General features: G+C 40.9%; 19 protein-coding genes. 7 read left to right on the top strand and 12 right to left on the bottom strand.

The features are described 5' to 3' along the window. The first annotated feature begins 514 nt into the window (after positions 1-514). The 5 genes from W03_RS12020 (at position 515) to W03_RS12040 (ending at position 4,864) form a co-directional block, all read left to right on the top strand. Positions 515-1,663, top strand: a complete 1,149-nt coding sequence (locus W03_RS12020; protein WP_244073571.1) for a serine protease — start codon at positions 515-517, stop codon at positions 1,661-1,663. A gap of 47 nt (positions 1,664-1,710) precedes the next feature. Further along, complete coding sequence (locus W03_RS12025) at positions 1,711-2,295, top strand: hypothetical protein (protein ID WP_244073572.1); 585 nt, start codon at positions 1,711-1,713, stop codon at positions 2,293-2,295. A 258-nt stretch (positions 2,296-2,553) separates the two neighbouring features. Further along, complete coding sequence (locus tag W03_RS12030; RefSeq protein WP_244073573.1) at positions 2,554-3,009, top strand: EVE domain-containing protein; 456 nt, start codon at positions 2,554-2,556, stop codon at positions 3,007-3,009. Positions 3,010-3,064: 55 nt separating this feature from the next. Beyond that, entirely contained in the window at positions 3,065-3,877 is an 813-nt protein-coding gene (locus tag W03_RS12035) for a sulfite exporter TauE/SafE family protein (RefSeq protein WP_244073574.1), read from the top strand. A gap of 156 nt (positions 3,878-4,033) precedes the next feature. Further along, positions 4,034-4,864, top strand: coding sequence for an inositol monophosphatase family protein (locus W03_RS12040; protein ID WP_244073575.1), 831 nt, complete (start codon positions 4,034-4,036; stop codon positions 4,862-4,864). A gap of 78 nt (positions 4,865-4,942) precedes the next feature. On the opposite strand, the gene W03_RS12045 is transcribed toward W03_RS12040, so the two are convergent. The 8 genes from W03_RS12045 to W03_RS12080 form a co-directional block, all read right to left on the bottom strand. After that, the gene (locus W03_RS12045) at positions 4,943-5,518 is read right to left on the bottom strand and encodes a hypothetical protein (RefSeq protein WP_244071406.1); all 576 of its coding nucleotides are present in this window, start codon (positions 5,516-5,518) and stop codon (positions 4,943-4,945) included. A gap of 79 nt (positions 5,519-5,597) precedes the next feature. Next, on the bottom strand, positions 5,598-6,182 hold the full coding sequence (locus tag W03_RS12050) for a hypothetical protein (protein ID WP_244071405.1): 585 nt from the start codon (positions 6,180-6,182) through the stop codon (positions 5,598-5,600). Positions 6,183-6,357: 175 nt separating this feature from the next. After that, positions 6,358-7,620 carry a methane monooxygenase/ammonia monooxygenase subunit B gene (locus tag W03_RS12055; RefSeq protein WP_244071012.1) on the bottom strand — a complete coding sequence of 421 codons (1,263 nt, stop codon included), beginning with the start codon at positions 7,618-7,620 and terminating at the stop codon, positions 6,358-6,360. After that, positions 7,620-8,444 (bottom strand): methane monooxygenase/ammonia monooxygenase subunit A, encoded by an 825-nt coding sequence (locus W03_RS12060; protein WP_244071010.1) that lies wholly within the window; start codon positions 8,442-8,444, stop codon positions 7,620-7,622. The genes W03_RS12055 and W03_RS12060 overlap by 1 nt, the downstream gene beginning before the upstream one ends. A 174-nt stretch (positions 8,445-8,618) precedes the next feature. After that, positions 8,619-9,428 (bottom strand): methane monooxygenase/ammonia monooxygenase subunit C, encoded by an 810-nt coding sequence (locus W03_RS12065; protein ID WP_244071008.1) that lies wholly within the window; start codon positions 9,426-9,428, stop codon positions 8,619-8,621. Positions 9,429-10,065: 637 nt separating this feature from the next. Continuing rightward, a complete protein-coding gene (locus tag W03_RS12070) occupies positions 10,066-10,293 on the bottom strand; it encodes a sulfurtransferase TusA family protein (protein WP_244073576.1) in 228 nt (75 codons plus the stop codon). Positions 10,294-10,377: 84 nt separating this feature from the next. Next, positions 10,378-11,649, bottom strand: coding sequence for a D-alanyl-D-alanine carboxypeptidase (locus W03_RS12075; protein ID WP_244073577.1), 1,272 nt, complete (start codon positions 11,647-11,649; stop codon positions 10,378-10,380). Between the two features lie 429 nt (positions 11,650-12,078). Then, the gene (locus W03_RS12080; RefSeq protein ID WP_244073578.1) at positions 12,079-13,203 is read right to left on the bottom strand and encodes a glycosyltransferase family 4 protein; all 1,125 of its coding nucleotides are present in this window, start codon (positions 13,201-13,203) and stop codon (positions 12,079-12,081) included. Between the two features lie 395 nt (positions 13,204-13,598). Here W03_RS12080 and W03_RS12085 point away from each other — a divergent pair, with 395 nt between their 5' ends. Continuing rightward, positions 13,599-14,216 (top strand): hypothetical protein, encoded by a 618-nt coding sequence (locus W03_RS12085; protein ID WP_244073579.1) that lies wholly within the window; start codon positions 13,599-13,601, stop codon positions 14,214-14,216. Positions 14,217-14,354: 138 nt separating this feature from the next. On the opposite strand, the gene W03_RS12090 is transcribed toward W03_RS12085, so the two are convergent. Beyond that, the gene (locus W03_RS12090) at positions 14,355-15,053 is read right to left on the bottom strand and encodes an SDR family oxidoreductase (protein WP_244073580.1); all 699 of its coding nucleotides are present in this window, start codon (positions 15,051-15,053) and stop codon (positions 14,355-14,357) included. Between the two features lie 240 nt (positions 15,054-15,293). On the opposite strand from W03_RS12090, the gene W03_RS12095 reads away from it, so the two are divergent. Further along, the gene (locus W03_RS12095; RefSeq protein ID WP_244073581.1) at positions 15,294-17,315 is read left to right on the top strand and encodes a CopD family protein; all 2,022 of its coding nucleotides are present in this window, start codon (positions 15,294-15,296) and stop codon (positions 17,313-17,315) included. An 83-nt stretch (positions 17,316-17,398) separates the two neighbouring features. Here the strand turns inward: W03_RS12095 and W03_RS12100 are convergent, their stop codons facing one another. From W03_RS12100 to fba, 3 genes are all read right to left on the bottom strand, one after another. Continuing rightward, on the bottom strand, positions 17,399-18,097 hold the full coding sequence (locus W03_RS12100; RefSeq protein ID WP_244073582.1) for an OmpA family protein: 699 nt from the start codon (positions 18,095-18,097) through the stop codon (positions 17,399-17,401). A 36-nt stretch (positions 18,098-18,133) separates the two neighbouring features. Beyond that, on the bottom strand, positions 18,134-18,535 hold the full coding sequence (locus tag W03_RS12105; protein WP_244073583.1) for an exosortase system-associated protein, TIGR04073 family: 402 nt from the start codon (positions 18,533-18,535) through the stop codon (positions 18,134-18,136). A 588-nt stretch (positions 18,536-19,123) separates the two neighbouring features. After that, a complete protein-coding gene (fba, locus tag W03_RS12110) occupies positions 19,124-20,188 on the bottom strand; it encodes a class II fructose-bisphosphate aldolase (RefSeq protein WP_244073584.1) in 1,065 nt (354 codons plus the stop codon). Between the last annotated feature and the right edge of the window lie 116 nt (positions 20,189-20,304).

The raw sequence follows: 20,304 nt of genomic DNA on the forward strand, positions 1-20,304 counted from the left end.
CCCTTAATTATTATTGCCTTGTTAATACTGATATGGATAAGCAACGAAAACACTCCGAGCGCAACACAACAACAAGATAGCACATACTCGCACCATAAAAATACTCAAAACTGGATACCCCATATTGACTCTAATCAGCAGTTTCAACATGCCAATTCCAGTAATTTTATAGCGCGAGTATAGCTCTGACGAATCGCTTAATTTATACTTGCACTTACATCTGAATGCGCAATTTATTTACACGCCAGATATCACAGGCCAACTCTCCAATATCGAACCAATCAGCCGGTTTCAGGCTCGAAGTTTATCGCATGACTCAATCAGATTCATCTTTAGATCTATTAAAAAATCGCATAACCCTACCACCATAAAATATAGAGATCGACTCATCAAGAAACCACACAATATTTAATCAGTCTATTTTTTCTGTTATCTGTGTTTCGGGATAACCTTCCTGCCAAGTTACTACACAGAAACAGATACCAGAAAAAATAAACTAACTATAGGAACATTCATGAAAACTCAATGTAACATTACAACAGGAGCATTACTATTACTCGTAGCACTAAATACCCAGGCCAATTCTTTAACAGTAACTGAAGAATTTAGTGCCACCGACAATAGTAAAAATCACTCTTCAACACTCTCCTATTGGACTAGAGAACGTATCGCCAAAGCACCCGCAATCATGATGATTGATAACAAGAAATCTTCCGCACCCAAGAAAAATTCCACCACAGCATTCACAAATGAAGTGCCGATGTCAACAAAAGGAGGATCACCGGCTCCCGATTCCAACGCAATTCACCGCCAGGCTTTTGCAGAAGACTGGAAGGAACTAGAAACAGAGTTTGGCGCGCTATACATTGAAAATACACAGCAATTCGATACAAACAACAAAACTGCTTCAGTAAATGCATTGACAGGAACATCAGACGACTATATAAATTATGATGTTAACACCATCAATGCTCTCTGGAAAATACTACCTCACAAATGGATCGGTAAATTTACTTTTACCACACCGGAAGGTGATTCTTCATGCTCAGCCACAGCAATCAGCAACAATCATATTGTAACTGCAGCGCATTGCGTGTATGACACATCTTCTCGGAATGCCTTTTATACCAATAAAGCTTTTACACCGGCATATCGCAATGGCAATGCGCCATACGGTACTTTCCCTATAACGAGCTGCAGAGTATTAGATGCTTGGAAGAATCTGAGTGGCGACTATAGCATCAGCACCTGGACACGCCACGATGTGGCCATATGCAACGTTGGCACCAATTCAATTGGCCAAACTTTGAATGCCGCTGTAGGTTGGGCAGGACGTAGTTGGGATTTACCTTCTCAGCAAATTCACTTTAACGCAGGATATCCGGCAAATGATGTAAACGATAATTTTCTTCCTAGCCCAGCTCAGTATCTTAGAGCTTGTATTGCAGAATCTTTCCAATACGCTACCAATACACTAGGCAGCGGTTGCTTTTATGGCCGCGGTATTAGCGGTGGGCCTTGGCTGAAGAATTATGCTCCCGCTAAAAATCAAAGTACTGTTAACAGCGTGAACTCGGGACTGTTCATCGGTGAATATAATCTTTATGGCGCAAGATTCACAAGTAAAAATATTAAAATCCTGTGTGACGCGGAAGATTGTTAATCCAATTGCAATCAGATTAAATATAAAGTTATTTAATATCAATCACTATGAAATACCATAGACGGAAAATTCAAAAAAAATCTTTATTATCCTTAACTGCAATTTTGTTGATAACAACATGGTTAAGCAGTAAAAGTATACCGGGCACCGCAGAACAACAAAGCCACGCACCCGGACACATGGATACTCAAAATTGGATAAGTTACGTTGATCCCAAAAAGCAATTTCGGTTAAGTTACCCCGGTGATTTTATAGCTCGCGAACGTAACTCTCGTGAATTACTAAAATTTACACCCGTACCTGAACACGCTGTTTATTTTATGAATCCTCATACGGCATCAGGACAGCTTTCCGGTATAGAACCAGCCGATTTAGAACTCAAAGTCTATCGTATGATTCACTCACACCTATCTTTAAAAGATTGGCTTAGAAATTCGAGTTTATCGCCTGAAATGGATGGCGACGTCATTAAAAACTTCCAAACAAAGCATATTAATGGACTAGAGGTTTGCGGTGCTACTATGGTTTTTCCAGGCTGTTCAATCTATATCTTACATACTCGCTTTATTTTTCAGCTGACACCGGGATCACGAGCAGGTCAAATAATGATAGAAAGTTTCGAATTCCTTTAATCGATTAAGATTAATTGTAAAAAAATTACTTGTCGCAATAATTTCACTTCATATGATTATCAATCAATACTTCGAGACCTTTGCAAAACCTTATTTCTTGAAATTTAATATCAATAAAAACAGTAACCTGAAGATGCACCAAAGGGCTTTTGCAAAGGTCTCACTTCGATTTTTTTGCAAGTCCAACACTACTATGTTATAAAACTTGAATCAGCTCATACGTTTGAAAGATGCTCCAAAGGATTCTAACGTTTCAAAATGCGTTATTGGTTAATGAAATCGGAACCGGCTGAATTTAGTATCGATGATTTGGCTGCCTTAGTTCCGCAAACAATAGCGTGGGAAGGTATACGTAACTACCAAGCACGCAATTTTATGCATCGCCAAATGAGTGTTGGTGATAATGCTTTTTTCTATCACTCTTGCTGCAAACAACCGGGTATTGTTGGCACCATAATTGTAAGTCGGCTAGCTTATCCGGACGCTACGCAGTTTAATCCCAGCAGCAAATACTTCGATCCAAAATCTAACCGGGACAATCCACGATGGTTTAATGTCGATATTACACTAAAGCAGAAAACTCGACTTGTACCAATTAAAGAACTGAGGCAATATCCTGAATTACAAAATATGCGCGTCTTGCAAACCGGCAATCGCTTATCCATTACCCCTGTCGACCCACGAGAATGGCAATTCATCGTGTCAATCCTATAGTAACGGAGACAGATAAATCGCCTTCCTTTCAAATACAGCGCAATTCATTTTAGCCATGGAATGGTGGAACATTTATCTGCTTTATCTACTTATAGCCGGTGCTTTTGTCGGTTTCTTCGCCGGACTTCTTGGTATCGGCGGCGGCCTGATCATTGTGCCTGTACTCATCACGCTTTTCACCGCACAAAACTTCCCTGCAAACAGTATTTCTCATGTGGCATTAGGTACCACTATGGCGACCATCCTATTTACTTCGATCAGCAGCTTGTACGCGCACTATCGCCACAATGCTGTGCAATGGAACATTGTCATATCCATGACACCAGGTATTTTTCTAGGCACACTGATGGGTACAGTTTTGGTAAGCTCACTAACAGGCAATACCCTAAACACCATTTTTGTTATTTTCATTTTTTCCGTTGCCACACAAATGCTATTGCAGTTTCGCCCTAGAGCAATGTTTCAGCTTCCGGGAAAAATCGGCTTATTTTTCGCCGGCGGATTGATTGGTGGAATATCCAGTTTAGTTGCCATCGGTGGTGGTTTGCTTTCAGTGTCATTCCTAACCATGTGCCAAGTTAAGATACAACATGCTATTGGCACTGCCGCAGCAATTGGTTTTCCAATAGCTCTTGCGGGTACAATTGGCTATGCCGCTAATGAAATTCTTCATCCAGGCTTAGAGTTACCCAAATATAGCTTAGGCTATATCTATTTACCCGCATTAGCTTGTCTCGTATTAACCAGTTCATTGACTGCCCCCATAGGAGCCAAGATGACTTACTCCATGAAAACATCAATACTTAAAACAATCTTTATCGCATTGTTGTACTGTATAGGAATTAAAATGCTAATAGACCTAGTATGATCAATCGTTAGTTTGTACTTCCACTAGGCTTTTTTATGTTTTCAAACATAACTGAAACCATAATATTTGTTTGAATAGCATACAACGATAGTCAAGCAATGCTTCCCAATTCATATTAAAATCGCGCCTTCTAACCTGCCTCAGAAATATTTAGTTATGCATCCAATGCTTATGATCGCTGTTAAAGCAGCTCGCCGCGCTGGCAAAATTATCAATCAAGCCTCTCAAAGTATCGATCTGCTTACAGTAACCAAGAAATCTCACAGCGATTATGTTAGCGAAGTTGATCGGGCAGCAGAAGATGCAATTCTCGATGTACTAAAAGCAGCTTATCCAGATCATGCAATTTTGGCGGAAGAAAGCGGTCAGCAAGGCAATCGGAATAAATCTGATTACTTGTGGATTATAGATCCCCTTGACGGCACGACTAATTTTTTACATGGCTTTCCAAAATATTCAGTATCAATTGGTTTAGCCTATCGCGGCGTACTAACGCATGCAGTCGTTTATGACCCGGTGATGAATGAATTATTTACTGCTAGCAAGGGTGCCGGTGCTTATATGAATGATCGCCGTATTCGCGTTAGCAAACGCATTCGATTAGAAGATTGCTTGATTGGCACAGGCTTCCCATTTCGCGACTTAACTCATGCGAATGCGTATTTCGGCATGTTTAAAGAAATCGTTCCACGTACTGCTGGTATTCGAAGACCTGGATCTGCTTCACTAGATTTGTGCTATGTCGCATGTGGACGCTATGATGGTTTTTGGGAAATTGGCTTAGCCCCCTGGGATATGGCTGCAGGCTGCTTGCTGATTACCGAAGCGGGCGGATTAGTCGGTGATTTGGAGGGTAACAATAAACACTTACAGAGTGGCCAAATTGTAGCAGCAAACCCAAAAATATTTTCGCAATTAATCCAAACTATTGCACCACACTTAACTCCAGAATTGATTGACGCGCAGCGTAACGCAGTAGATTTCTAAAAACTTACATCAAAAAAGCCATATAAGCACTCTCCTGCTTTGTAGCGAGAGGAGTGCTATATCCCAAAACTCTATTCTTTAAGCTGCTGCGGAATTATTCTTCTTTTTACGCATCAAGAAGAACGCTACCACGGCAATAACTAGCACAATAGGAGCAATAATGGCTGACTTCGGTGTAGGACGCCCTTCTCCGACAGAAAACGGAAAACGTGATATATAGTCTTGTGCCCCACCCGTTACAGTGACCAACCCCACAAACTTACCCTTCTCTGGAAAGGTGTGATCCACTGAAATCGATGCAGATGGATAGACTTTCGGTGGCAAATGAAACACCGTGATCTCATCCAAGTTTTCTTCCGATCCAGTATCTCGTATGATGCGAACCTCAGTAGTGAGCGGCCGTAATTCTTCTTGTATATAATCCAATGCAATTACGGTCTTGCCTACTTCCGGTATGTCTTCACAGAATTCTTCTTCCTGCGACAGTGGTTGGTATCCAGTAAAATGCATCCGGTATGGCCCTACCGTCAAAACACACATGTCCTCCGCAAGTGCCAAGCCACCATGCGCTTGTACTTGCCCTGTCATTGCTATTCCCGCTGTAAGTAATACTGCTAATAATGCTTGCTTTATTGTTGCGATTCTTCCTGACATTATTAATCTTCCTGTTGTTAATGTATTAGTTGCTTTGTTAATCTCAGTTCTCTTACTCTTACCTAATGCTGATGATTCTCTAATTTTTTTTTGATCCCCGGTTGGCCAACCAGCTTCTAAACCGTTTCGATTTGAAAAGTTTATACCCTAGCAGCGTCGTAAGCAATAACGCCACAATCGGTCCAATCGATGCCCTAAATACATTGGCATAATTGACCATTTCTACCCGTAAGTGGTATTCATAATTGAGCGGCGGAACCCCTTCGGCTGTGATTAGCACCAGATATTTCCCTTGATCGAAACTGCTTTGTGTACTAATGACGCCATCTTCGTATAATGCAGGTTGAATATGCTTTACCGTTTCACCTTCATTAACGCTGCTGCCTTTGACTATTTTGATCCCTATCGGCATATCCCGTAGCGATGGATCAACCAAATCTATTACCAATATGCTGTTGCCTATCTTTGGTATGTCGGTGCAGTAGTGTCCTTCTTCATCAATCTGCGGTTGATAGGTGCTTAAGTGAATCATATTCTCGCCAATTCGACGCATACAACTGTCTTCTTCTATCGCTACTTTACCATGTGCTTGTACTGTACTTGTATAAAATACCATGGCAAAAATAAATACAGAAATCCCTGTCCATATTTTCTGCCTAGTCACAACAGATCCTCCTGTGCTTAAGTACTTTATTTTTCTTATTTGCATCTAGTACTTTCGTTTATATTTTCTTTCTTCTATTTTTCTCTTACATCGATAAAAACGCCGGTACCCTATCTGTCTTTCGACAGCGGTGTACCGGCGCTTTGTGTTTAAACCTAAACCAATCTATCTTCGATTATAGTTTGGTAAACACTGGAATAACGGCTCCCGCAATACTGTTAATATAACGTGTACCACTGTCATCCCAAGTCATCAGCAATCCACCAAAACGGCTTTCAGGATCACCCAATAACGCCATCAAACGTTGTACTTCCCATAACGCATCTTTGGCTTCCATCTTAACTTCACGTGTTTCACCAGGTTGAATCGCTCTGTCATCATCCATCGATAAACCAGTCGCAACCAATTCTCTCGGATAGTCCGGATCTAAATGTGTTTGACCCAGTTTGTTAACAAAACGAACACCCGCTGTAGTGAACTCCCCAATACTAACCGGTGAGTCACCATTGTTGGTAATTTCCATCGTAACGCGCAACGCACGTCCAGGTACGTCATAGTTCGCATGCGTAACTTTAATCGCTACCGGATTCGGTGCAATCGGTAATGGCTCTACTTTAGATTCACCCGCTTGAATCGGTACCGTGTACGGATGAACCGTTTCTGTATAACGATATCCACCCCATACAATCGCACAGGTCAGAATCGCCATCGCAAGACCAAATTTCCTGTCCGTCGGTGATGTCAGCAATTCGTCTCCATACGCCAACAATACCCGACTACGTGGCAAGAACATCGGTTTCGCTACAAAGTAGCCAATCCAGAAGCAGCCAAGACCCAACCATACCAAGTGCCAGAATACACCATTGCTGAAATTGAAAGTTTCCAGATCAATGTTTTTACCCGTTAATGTGGTAATCGGATTGGTAAAGTCATCCCAGCTACCTGAAATGTTCATCCAAGATGCAGGACCTGCAATCGGACCCGCGTCTTTCACGTTTACCATCGCATGCATATGATGGCGTCCAGGTATCCGTGCTTTCAGTTTCACTTCAAATTCATAGTCGCGTCCAATTTCTAACGGACCTGATATGAAGGTCGGGTGACCATTTAACTTGGTGCTCAAGCGTACAAACACCGGACTCGGACTGCCCACGTTAAAAAACGCACGTCCAGGCTTACCTACCGCACGTGGCCAATCTTCTGCCAAGTGAAATTTACCAGTCATCGTAGCAATGTCGTTCACTTTCGTGACTTTCGGTTGCCATTTCATGTCATACCACTGAATACTACGCATCCGAAGAAACGGCTCTTGCGAACGTTCACCATGTGCCGATGCCGTTTTTACATCAGCGCCCAACGTCAGCGCTAATGATGCCGCACCTATCGCAGCTCCGTAAAGACCTAACACGCCTAGTTTAAAAATGCTTTTCATATTCATTATTTGATCCCCTGTGCAAAGCCTTTTTCACCAAAAGCAGTTACGTCATTCTTCATAGAAATACGTCCTCTTTCACCTTTAACATAGTAGAAAGCGGTGCAGTAAACTTTACCAAAATACCACCATACGCAGAACATCAACATCGATACGAATGCCGAGAAGAACGCAGCAATAACCGTCGTGTGACCACCAAACGTACGCAATGAACCTTGCTCAATTAAACGCACATATTCCGGTGTACCAGTACGTACATACAAGAAACCCGTGTAGTCAGCAACTGATAACAGTACGCCTTCTACTACCACTGGTAAGTGGGTCGGGCCAAATATCGGCCAGTTGCCTGGGTAGAAAAACAATCCCCAGAATCCACCACCTAATAACGCGGTTATCAACCAGTTACCTGTCAACAACATGATCGTATCCAACATCAATGCGCCAGGAATCATGGTCGATGGCAGTACAAAGTTGAGTGGATAGTGTGACCACCAGTAAAATCCCCAGTAACGGGTTAACCATTCACCTACCAACAGGCACACGATACACAGTGTCGCGCCAAAAGGCAGACGGTAGTTTACCCACAAATAGTACATCAATGCCGCACAATACATAACGCCCACAATCGGGGTTACTACCGGCCACCATTGACGATCTTTCCAATCAAGCCAAAAATCCCAGTCACCTGCCAACAGCATAAAGTGCATGTGGAATGTTCCTACCAACAGAATACACAGAATCGGAAAATACACCGCATCAATGTATCTCGACATCCTTACCGCTTCCGGTGGCATCTTGGCCGCCGCTATAATTTCGTCTGTTCTACTCACTAGACCCTCCCTATATTCATTTTATTTAAATTCATAGACCCAATTTCCTCGCGCCTATTTATTCTTTTCTTACGCTAGCCTCGTAGATTATTTCCCCTAGCCTACGAGACTAACGTACCCACTTCACCGAAAGTCCCTTCGTCGCCTAACGAAAAACTCCGATGTGCTCCTTATTTAAGGAACGATGCGGTTATTCAGAATTTCTCTGCTAGCATTGTTCCAGGTTACATCGGTCAGGTTTGAATAACGGGTAATGATTTGTGCTGCAATTCCACCCGAAAATAAACCAGCCCAACCCAGAATCACAAAGCCCCAGTGTAATGGCGCGCTAAACAATTCTTCCATGAACCAGAATGCATGTCCCCATTCGTTCAACCCTACGTTCGGCAGAATCATCAATGGACCAGCAATTGCCATCACCAACGGGAAGGATGTGCCACGGCTATACAGCGGCAGACGGGTCATCGCATACAAGTATGACGCTACACCACATACAATGTACATCGGGAACGAACCGTAAAATACCACTACGTGACTTGGCGTAAAGCTCGTGTCACGAATAATCACTTGGTGCCAAGATGCGTCTTGTTCCGTAAAGAAACTTCCGCCCCAGTAAACACCAAACAAATAAACACCCAACCACATCATCCAGTAAAAATAACGTTTGATCTCCAGCTTGGTGTCCAAATTGTCTAATTGCTCTTTCGTATCACGAGTCTTCAGAATCCAACCCCATGTCACTAACCCAAACAGCGGCATCAGTGTCATGTGTACTCGCCACAGACCCATCCATACCTTGTCAAACTCAGGTTCCATCGAATCCATTCCATGCGAATATGCAAATGTCCTTTGATACCATATCCAAAATATCGCTACCAATAACATCGTCAGCATGCCTAATTTGTAGTACTTTGAGTCATACCACAGCGACATGTCATAATCAGCACTCTTACTCGCACTACTCGTGCCATACGTCGTTGCCATATCCTACCTCCTTACCGCTCTTCGTTAATTAAATATACTGCTCTCTCTTTTTTTATTACTTACTACCTAATTCTTCACGAATTATTCTATCTTCTACTGCTCTTATACTTAAATTTTTAGCAACTAAATCAGAGTATATTTCCCCCCAACCCAGCTACACCCTCCAGGCTAGTCGACATACCCCCAACTCGTCAAGAACTATTTGTCATAAAATATGTCCTATAAACTTAACTTAATTACCCACCCCCCCCTAATTCCCCTTTATTTACAATAAATAAAAATCATATAAATCTTCACAATAAAATTACAATTACAAATTTATTGGTAATAATTGACAAAATCTTAGCGAGAAGAGCGTTTATGCAAAAACCCAACTGTTCGAGCAGTTATTAATAAACTGTTTTATAAAGAATTAATTCGGCTCAGTAAAGATTTATTACAAAGAAGTATATCAATAAACAACCCCGTGACAACATGACAAAGGAAGTTATAAATCGATACCTAGGAAATTAATAGAAAACCCAGATTAAAAATTGAAATGTATTCCTATGAAATATCAGGATATCCAATAAAGCAAAAATGAATAAAACAACATAGTTTGCTCTTCGATATGAGAATTTGAGTTATCCTTAAGATTCTATTTTTTCTTCAAAAGAAAGATAAAGGTGCAGTCAGTTTCTGAAATTGATAACAATTCGTTGCCGGTATTATCAGAAAATACTTGAAAATCGATTATCGAGGCAGGGTCAGTCGTTATGACTTTCAGCAATTGCCCACTCGACATAGTAGATAATGACTGTTTAGTTCGCAAGATAGGCAAAGGGCATAATAATCCACTTACGTTGAGTTCTTTATCAAAATCCATATGAATGTTATCGGATTAAAATTACCCGAACTCGACTTATCTCCCTGATTAACTCGCATTAACCAAAAATAAAATAGTAAAACTTTAATTTACCCATACATCTTCTTTGACAACCGAGCACTCCATTCCATTTCGCGATAGGCTCTGGCAACCCGCACGAGCTTGACTTTCTTGCAAACCAATTAGTCTAGCACGATACAGTTTTTGATTGCTAATCGCGATTTCAGAAATATCCACCGAACCTGATATCCATTTTTTAGCTACTTTTGCTTGCGCGCGCGCTTTTTTCTGTTGCGCAAAGGATCCAACTTGTACCCCCCACTGTCCATTTTTACGATTAGTTAACGATAATGCTTTGGTTTGAGTTGATTTCTGTTTAGTAATAGGCTTACTTGCACGAAATGGTCCAGTTTTTTTGTTGCTGTTAGACAAAGAAGCTGAAGACAATTTTTGATTACGCTTTCCTGCAACAGTGGCTGGACGCACCATTGAATCATTAATAGCAAATTGCACAGGTTTACCACCATTAAAGCCATATTCCAGCAACTGCGATACCTGTTGATCGCGCAATACAGCCGTTCTTCCCCCCATCACTACCACAATTATTCGACGATTATCACGCTTTGCCGAAGTTGCGATATTAAAGCCAGACGCGCGTATAAAGCCTGTTTTTAAGCCATCGACACCGTAAACATTCTTGACCATACGATTGTGACTAGTGTAAGTTACCCCCCTAAAGTTGAAAGATGGTGTAGAAAAGTAGTAATAATACTGCGGAAAATCCTTCATTAAGCGCACTGATAAATTAGCCATGTCACGCGCTGTGGTTACTTGTTGATTATTAGGCAATCCCGAAGCGTTACGAAAAGTCGTTGAACGCAGGCCCATTCGGCGCGCTTTGTCTGTCATCATTTGACCAAAGCTGATTTCGTCCCCCGCTAGCGCTTCAGCGACTACTGTCGCAACATTATTCGCAGAGCGAACGATCAATGCGATAATAGCCTCGCGGACACTGATTGAATCACCTGGGCGTAAGTTAATATTAGTAGGTGGCATTGAGGCTGCATAATTTGATACATGCAGCGGCGTATCCAGGTTTAACTTACGCTGTTCAAGTGCTTCAAATAAAATATACAGCGTCATCATTTTAGTTAACGAAGCCGGATAACGACTAGCGTCAGCATGTAATTCGTGCAGCACTTGATTGGTATCCGCGTCAATTACGATAGATGCATGAAGAGGGCTAGCTTGTAACGATTTCACTGATATCATGAAAAACATCGTGAGCAAAAACATGCTGAGAAATGCTACATGATGCAAAATTTTTTGCATACCGGCTTGTACCAAATTGACCATAATCACTATTCTCTATTTTGGATGAATATTACCTTGCAAGCCATTCTCATACAAATGCATTTTTTCAAAATAAAAAGCAACCATGAGAAAACACTTCAAATCTTCAGTTTATTTTGCCCAAATTCTTCTGCAAGCCCTTTTAGAGATCTCTACATGACTGTATTCTTAGAGATTTTTATTGCCTATAAAATTAAATTTTTAAAAAATTATCGTAGAAGCTCCCTAATCTGTGTGCGCTCAATCAATCGAGCCAACCAAATCATGAATCAACTCGTTACTAAATATGATACCCTTTTCCTGAAATAAAAATTTCACGAAGTTATCTTCTGATCGTCAATTCTTCATATGTAGAACAATGATTATGATTTTCTTGCTCTCAATTAAAAGTAATAAAAGTAATTCTTAAGTCAATAATACTAATACGTTCCTTTATAAGAGCTCTTCATAAACCGCCATCGTTTTTTGGATAACTATTTTTTCATCAAATTCCAATAATGCCTTTGTTTTTGCAGCTCCTCCTAATTTCGCTGCCAAGTCTAGATCATCATCAATGCGGGCTATAGCTGTTGCTAAAGCGCTAGCATTCTTGATTGGTATCAACAAACCGTCAACTTCATGAGTTACAACTTCTCGACAACCAGGCGCATCAGTAGTAACCAAAACGAGACCACATGCAGCTGCTTCAATTAATGATTTAGGCACACCTTCTCGATAGGCGGACGGTAGAATAAATGCATGGATTGTTGCAAACAGTCCTGGCATGTCGTCAGTATGACCCAGCCATTCTATTAAGCCTTCATTTACCCAAGCTTGCACAGATGATTCGGAAACAGCATTAGGATTACCAGGATCAGGCGAACCTGCCAGTAAGAAATGAACACTGCGTCCTTGTTTTTTTAATATTCTAGCTGCTTCCACATACTCTCCGATACCCTTATCCCATAATAAGCGGGCGGCTAATAGAATGCGAAGCGGTTCATTCTGAATGCGTACAGCGCATTGCGAAAATCTCGAGCAATCTACTCCCGAGCTTCGAATGAGTCGAATATACAAAGGATCAATCATTTTTGCCTGTTCAAACACAATCAGATCATCAATGTTTTGCAGAATCAACCGCACATTCTTTCCACGCATGGCAAAACGGATGATATTTTGCACAATAGGTCGAAGCATTCGGGCACGTAAATCATGACCAATAAACACATACCCTAATCCGGTGACAGCGCTCACACAAGCGCGATTACCCGCAAATCTTGCCGCAATGGCACTATAAACCGCACATTTAATAGTAAACCCATGTATCAAATCAACCTGCTCAACAACCAATAGATTTTGCAACCAACTAATAAACTTCAATTCACGCAGGGGATTAAGACTTCGACGCTCCATCGGAGCAGCGATCCAACGCAAACCCAAGGCTTCTAATTTTGCCGCGTAAGGACCAGGCGGAGAAAGCATGATCACTTCATGACCTGCATCACGAGCAGCCAGCGCAAGAGATCGGCGAAAATTGTAAAGATACCATTCAGTGTTCGCAAAAAATACGATTCTCAAAATTTCTCCTCATTAGAATAAAATCTTATCTATAATCATAGATGTTCACGTCGCTTAATAAAATTATTAAGAACGCATTATTTTCATTGTCAATTAAAATTCACAGAAATTTGGCATTTATAGAAAAAATGCTTTACTGAAGCCTAGTGTCAATTGATAACCTATACGATCAATGATCATGGCACATATAAATATTAAAGGTCGGTGAGCTTATTAGTTAATTACTTTGTTATCTGTCATCTTTCCTTTAATGATTGGCGTTACTGCTCGGTAGCCTTATAAAATAAAAGCTACTGTTATAGAATTTGATTCTATTGTAGGCTACTCAAGTTTTTTCTGGTTAACAAGACTTTCTTGCCGACTAGAAAGATCATTTCATAAAAATGGGGAATTATATGACTCAAACGGTACTCAAGACACTCTTTTCTTGCATAGCGATTGCTACATTTCTTTCAGCTTGCTCGGTAACACAAAAAAACACACAATCAGTCAGAACAGCGACTGAACAGTTATTAATAACTGAGTCTGTATTACGCAGCTTACCAAAAGACCGGAATATGCCTTTTCCAATACCCCGCGAATCAAAAGTCAAGTTGGACGTAACCGGTGTTAGTGCAGACAAAGATATTGTTAAAGGGATTGTGGCAGGTTGGCTAGGCATGCATGGCTATATTCCTACAGATGAAGGCGCAAGCCATCGTATTAATATTATAGTCAATTCTTTAGGAACCGAGTTTGCAACTACGTTCTTTGGGATTCCCCCAATCTCAGCCTCCTTTATACCTATCTCATTACCTGAGTTGGCAATCTACAAATCAGACAGTCAATTAGGCTACTCCAAATTCTACTTTGATATTTTTGAAACAGCCTCTGGAAAATTTTTGGCATCTTCTTCACCATTCATTGCCGAATCTTTTTCCAACAAATACACTTTCCTCTTTTTATTTACATATAACAAAACAGACATAGTTTCGCCACCTTCGATTAAATCAGTTTCACGATTAGCACAGTAAACTCTTTCATAGCACCTTCAGCAGTTATTGGCTTCATCGCACAATAATAAATTGCCATCACCAGATTAAATTGTGATGGCAATGTAAATGCTTTCATCAAAATTACGTAAATATCCGTTCAATGAGGTCGATACAAAATTACCAAGGTACAATTTTCCCATCAAATCCATAAAACTTACCGGAATCCTGTAGCGTTAGATTACGAATAACATCACGCATGCCTGTAACACTTTGCTCAACAGAAATAAGTGCATTGGCTCCTCCCATATCGGTTTTTACCCAACCTGGATGCAATAAAACTGCTTTAATTTGCTGCACACCCAAATCAATGGATAAGCTTTTCATGACAACATTGACAGCAGCCTTGCTAGCACGATAGATATAGCTGCCGCCTCCGCGATTATCAGCAATACTTCCCATCTTGCTGGTAATAGTGACAATTGTCTTGAGCTCACTGCGCGCAATTTGCTGAATGAAAGCTTCCGCCATTTTAAGAGGAGCCATGCTGTTGACTTGAAAGACATACTGCCAAGCCGCATAATCCGTTGCACCAAATGCATCACCGTGTTCCGACGAGTAAACACCAGCATTATTAATCAGCAAATCAATGGCTTCGGTTGATAAAGTCTCTGATAATTGCTCAATTTGCGCAAGATCGATCATATTGAGTGCATATACCTTCAAGTACTGCGGAAACTGACCATTCAAGTAGTGCAGTTTTGTTGCAGTAGTTGGATTGCGACAACACGCGATAACGTGCCAGCCATCTTGAGCATATTGTCGAACAAACTCCAATCCAATTCCACGATTAGCTCCGGTTACTAAAACTGTCGGCATATTACCTTCCCCTCAGAAATATTTTTATAACGGTCAAATTGCTGATAGAAATTCACTTAAGGGCTTCCATAATTGAATTAAGAAAACACCTTTGTCTTGAAGCATCCTACTACATCAGTAGAATGCTTTGCTTATGTTGTGTTAATCTAAAAAATTAGTTTATTCACGTCTAATGTTACTTGTTGACTAATTAATTTTCCTATACACAAAGCGTACCATACCCACTAGCATTCCCAAATCATGATTGAAATCATTGCTGCTTTATCTCGTTGGTCACAACTAACAGCCAATCTCATTATATTCGGCTGCTCTGTGTTTTTTGCCATCACCATGCAACACAGATCACTGTCTTACACTAGCTGGACTGTTCGTATCGAAAGAAAGTTTCCTTGGATGGCCGGGATTATATTATTAGGATTAATCGGAATCTTGGCCGCCACAACCAGCGAAGCAACCGGGGTGGCCAAAAATCTCTGGAATCCATATATGTGGTTTGACATTGTGCAACAAACTCAGATCGGACATATCTGGATAATCCGCATGCTATCAGCAGTTTTTCTTCTTGCCATTACACTTTATTTCGTTCGCCTAGAACGTGAACGCTGGCATTATGTTTTGATTGCAGCCGCGGCTTCTCTTCCGATTATTGCCGGAACATTCATGAGTCACTCGAGTGCCGATGAAATGTCATTTGCATCCATTGCACCCTATGCATTGCACATTTTATTAGCAGGTGTTTGGTTTGGCGCATTACCCGCAATTTTGTTGCTACTTCTCAGCGATAACGTGCAGTCCGATGCAATTACAACCACAGACAGATCAGTCTATTTGCGTAAATTTTCCCAACTAGCTATGCCCGTGATGCTGTTATTGCTAATTACTGGAGTAATCGTGACGGACCGACTGATTGATGGCTTATATCACACATTGGTGGCCAGCAATTACGGTTGGTTGCTTAATTTAAAATTAAGTGTTTTGGCGATTATTTTATTGATTGCTTATCAAATTCGAAATACATGGTTACCTATCGTGACGAAGACTGGAAGGGATGCGGATAGGCAACATGGTTTCCTTGCATTAAAAAAATGGGTTCGCGTCGAATTTATTCTAGCCTTATTTTTGATACTAATTGCCATTATTTTAGCAAATACCCTTCCCGCAAAACATAGCTTGGTGCAAAACTGGCCTTATCCATTCCGACTTTCATTTAATGCGACAGACGATCCTATTGCGCAAGAAGTTATTCGACTCGGTATAGCATTGTTTCTAGTTGCAATAAGTACAATCTGGTTGGGTGTCAGAAGCGGCTGGAGCAAGCTGAAGCTCGTCTTAATCCCTGGTATACTCGCTCTCAGCGCTTCAGCGATTGCACTGCCGCTCATGACACTTAAGTCTTATCCAGAAACCTATCTGAAACCTTCAGTACCGTTTGATACTGTTTCAATATCAAATGGCATGAAATTGTTTGCAAAAAATTGCGTAAACTGTCATGGTCCTCAAGGTAAGGGAACCGGCAACATTATCGACCCAGAAATCAAAGATCCCACCGATTTACTGACTGAACCGCATACTGCAAGTTATACCGTTGGCAATACGTATCACTATTTAACACATGGCATTTCCGGAACGGCAATGCCTGGTTTTGATGCAACTCTATCGGAAGAGGATCGATGGGATTTGATCAATTTCCTTCATGCCCTATCACGAGGCTTCGATGCGCGATTGTTGGGTAGCATGATTATTCCGGAAACGCCCACCATTGGATCACCGATATTTAATTATGCAGCCAGCAACGGTTCTAGCGGTAATTTGAAAGATTTTCGGTTGCAAAAAAACGTGTTGCTCGTATTGTTCTCCTGGCCACAATCGAAGCAGCGCATGTATCAGCTTGCTACGGCTTACGATGAAATACGCAACCTAGATACCGAAATTCTGGCTGTCCCGAATCGGGCATTATCAGAAGAAGAATTACAACAAATTCTAACCATTGCACCTTTCCCGATAGTGACGGAAGGTTGGTCTGAAATCAAAGATAGCTATTGGCTATATCGCCGCGTCAGAACCGTACCTGATTTATCGGGAAAAGGTATGTTTCCTGGACATATAGAATATATGACAGATCGCTTTGGTTACTTGCGCGCACGTTGGGTTGCTCAGTTTGAAGGCTTTGGTTGGCAAAGCATCGATGCGTTGACATTACAACTCACTCAACTCAACAAAGAGGGAGAAATCATGCCGCCACCGGGTGAGCATGCGCATTGATATGTATATCAATCAAAGAATTACAAACCAAAATATACTCTTAAATAGAATCTTGACCCACCTATTGGGTGGATCAAGTTCCCTTATTTTAACGTTAGCGTAGGACAATCAAAATAATCAGGATGTGAAGTAATAATAGTTGCCACTCGATTTTCCTGATTTGCTGTGTTCTCAGTGCCTGTGACCTCACCAATTGCTTTAATCGTTAACTGATTCGGTCTCGCACCATTTGCAATCAAGTGCTTTATGACTGCATCAGCTCTTCTTTCAGATAATTCTTGATTATAAGTCGAATTACCAACAGTATCTGTCGATGCAGTTACTGTTGCACTCACATCAGGATGTGCTTGTAGCCATCGCCCTACTCTTCGAATAGATTCATCCTTGGCCTCAAAAGGAATAGCACTGCCCGTTTTAAAAAATACCGCGGTACCATGCATTGCTTCCTTTTTATGGTGATTTTGGCCATGAACTGATGTTAACCAACGACACATCTCTTTCTCGGATTCCAGACGATGCTGTGCAGCCGACTTAGCAGCATCTAGCGCTATTTGTTTCTCATCAATATTCCAGTAATGACCTTTTTCAAGATGAGAAAGAATCCTGTTAGCGGTTCCTAAGTCTTTCTCAGACAGTTCTTGATGCAACATAGCCTGACCATAGTGACCCGATCTAGCTGCATCAATTCCAGTTTTTAAGTCTTCTGTATTTATTTTAGGTGTAGCACAAGCTATCAGAAAAAAAGCTATCACTACGAGCAGAAAAATATTTTGTTTTCTCATAATGTTTCCTAATGATTGGGGTTAGTTACAATTGGTTTACTTACCATCATCCAATGGACCATAAACTGTCCAATAAGCCGGATAATGTAATCCAAAATAGCGACTATCCTCGCTAAAACGCTCCCATACATAAGCAGGCGCAATAAATTCACTTGTTGGAATAGGCGAAGTCAACAATTGAATACTGCCAACCACCATCCGGCTCACCCCGTGCACCATGCCACGAACGGTACCAACAGTGATACCCACAAAAATATTTTGATGATTCGTAATATTAATTACATTCTTCGGAATCTCGATAATGCCAAAAGCAATATTAGCCAAACCTTGATTTAGCTTATCAGGAAAATCTGACTGACCACTATTCGCTTGCGCTGCTGATGCCATCATCAGTGTGCCAATTAGCACACAGGTGATCAGAATTTTATTTCTATCCATGAAAACTCCTCGTTAATGAAAGCATATTTAGAACATTACACACAGAGTATAGATGTATAACTTCACTTCAATTTTTAATGAATACTAAAAAAATAGCACTTCAAATTAGAGACCTCGCATTACTAGTGGATAGTTTAGTATTTGATTTTAGGTAGCACACACGCAGAAAAGCCCTAAAAACATAGCGATGCAGCGATCTCAATTACATGTTGAACTCAACACGGCTATAACAATGCACTGCAAAAGGATATATGTCAATTCATGATTGAAAGCCTTTGCTTGGTAAAGGATTTTTACAGATTTCGCCACATAACCCGAAGGAATCGGTACACAAGAAACTTGAAGAAATGCCAAATAATCCGGCAAGCGAGATAGTATGAAAACCGGATGAAGTGCGAGGAAAGAAACTATCCTATCGATCGGCGAATTTTCATACACTCTTAATGTAGCAGATGATCACTTGAAAAATTATTCAGTGACCCTCAACACCGTGCTGTGAGAATATTTGTTCTATCGTTATAGACAAAAACTCACACCGCAATTTTGCACTGTGAGTTTTTGTTATAGATATTGATATACGAAAAAGAATTACTTGATAATCGGATTTAATTCACCTTTAGCATAGCGGTTAGCCATACTTTCCAGTGAAATAGGTTTGATTTTTCCAGCTTGACCAGCACATCCGAATGCTTCAAAGCGCGCTTTACAAATATCTTTAGCTGCGGCTGTTGCCTCTTTTAGGAACTTACGCGGATCGAAATTGCTTTTATCTTTTTCCAAACTGCGACGAATCGAACCTGTCATGGCTAAACGAATGTCGGTATCAATATTCACTTTACGCACACCATATTTAATACCCTCTTGAATTTCCTCAACCGGTACGCCATAGGTTTCTTTCATATCTCCACCAAATTGTCGAATAATTTCCAGCCATTCTTGCGGCACCGAACTTGAACCATGCATAACTAGGTGTGTGTTAGGGATACGTTGATGAATTTCTTTAATACGTTTGATAGCTAATATATCTCCTGTAGGTTTACGGGTAAATTTATAAGCACCATGTGAAGTACCAATTGCAATCGCCAGAGCATCAACACCCGTTTTTCTAACAAAGTCTGCGGCTTCTTCAGGATCGGTCAATAATTGATCGTGTGATAATACGCCTTCTGCACCATGTCCGTCTTCAGCTTCGCCCATACCGGATTCCAAAGAACCTAAACAACCCAGTTCTCCTTCTACGGAAACCCCCACTGAATGGGCGATATTAACTACATCAGCAGTTACTTTAACGTTGTAATCATAGCTTGAAGGTGTTTTGGCATCCTCTTTCAGCGAACCATCCATCATCACACTGGAAAATCCGCTACGAATCGCATTGACACATACTGAAGGAGAAGCACCGTGATCCTGATGCATTACAATCGGAATATGTGGATAAGCCTCAACAGCAGCTGCGATCAAATGACGCAAAAATGCCTCACCCGCGTATTTTCTGGCTCCTGCAGAGCCTTGCATAATCACAGGGCTATTACATTCATCTGCAGCTTGCATAATCGCTTGAATTTGCTCTAAATTATTCACATTAAAAGCAGGCAAGCCATAATTATTTTCCGCCGCATGATCCAGTAATTGTCTTAATGATACGAGTGCCATTTAAACCTCCTTGAAAAAGTTATTACAAAAATAGTTCAATAAAATTATGTTCAGTATCGGCAATTATTATTGCCTAGTAAAATTGAATACCTGTTCTTTAAAACTCAACAGATTAT

Origin of the sequence: Nitrosomonas sp. PY1, from assembly GCF_022836435.1 — a bacterium.
Lineage (GTDB): Bacteria > Pseudomonadota > Gammaproteobacteria > Burkholderiales > Nitrosomonadaceae > Nitrosomonas.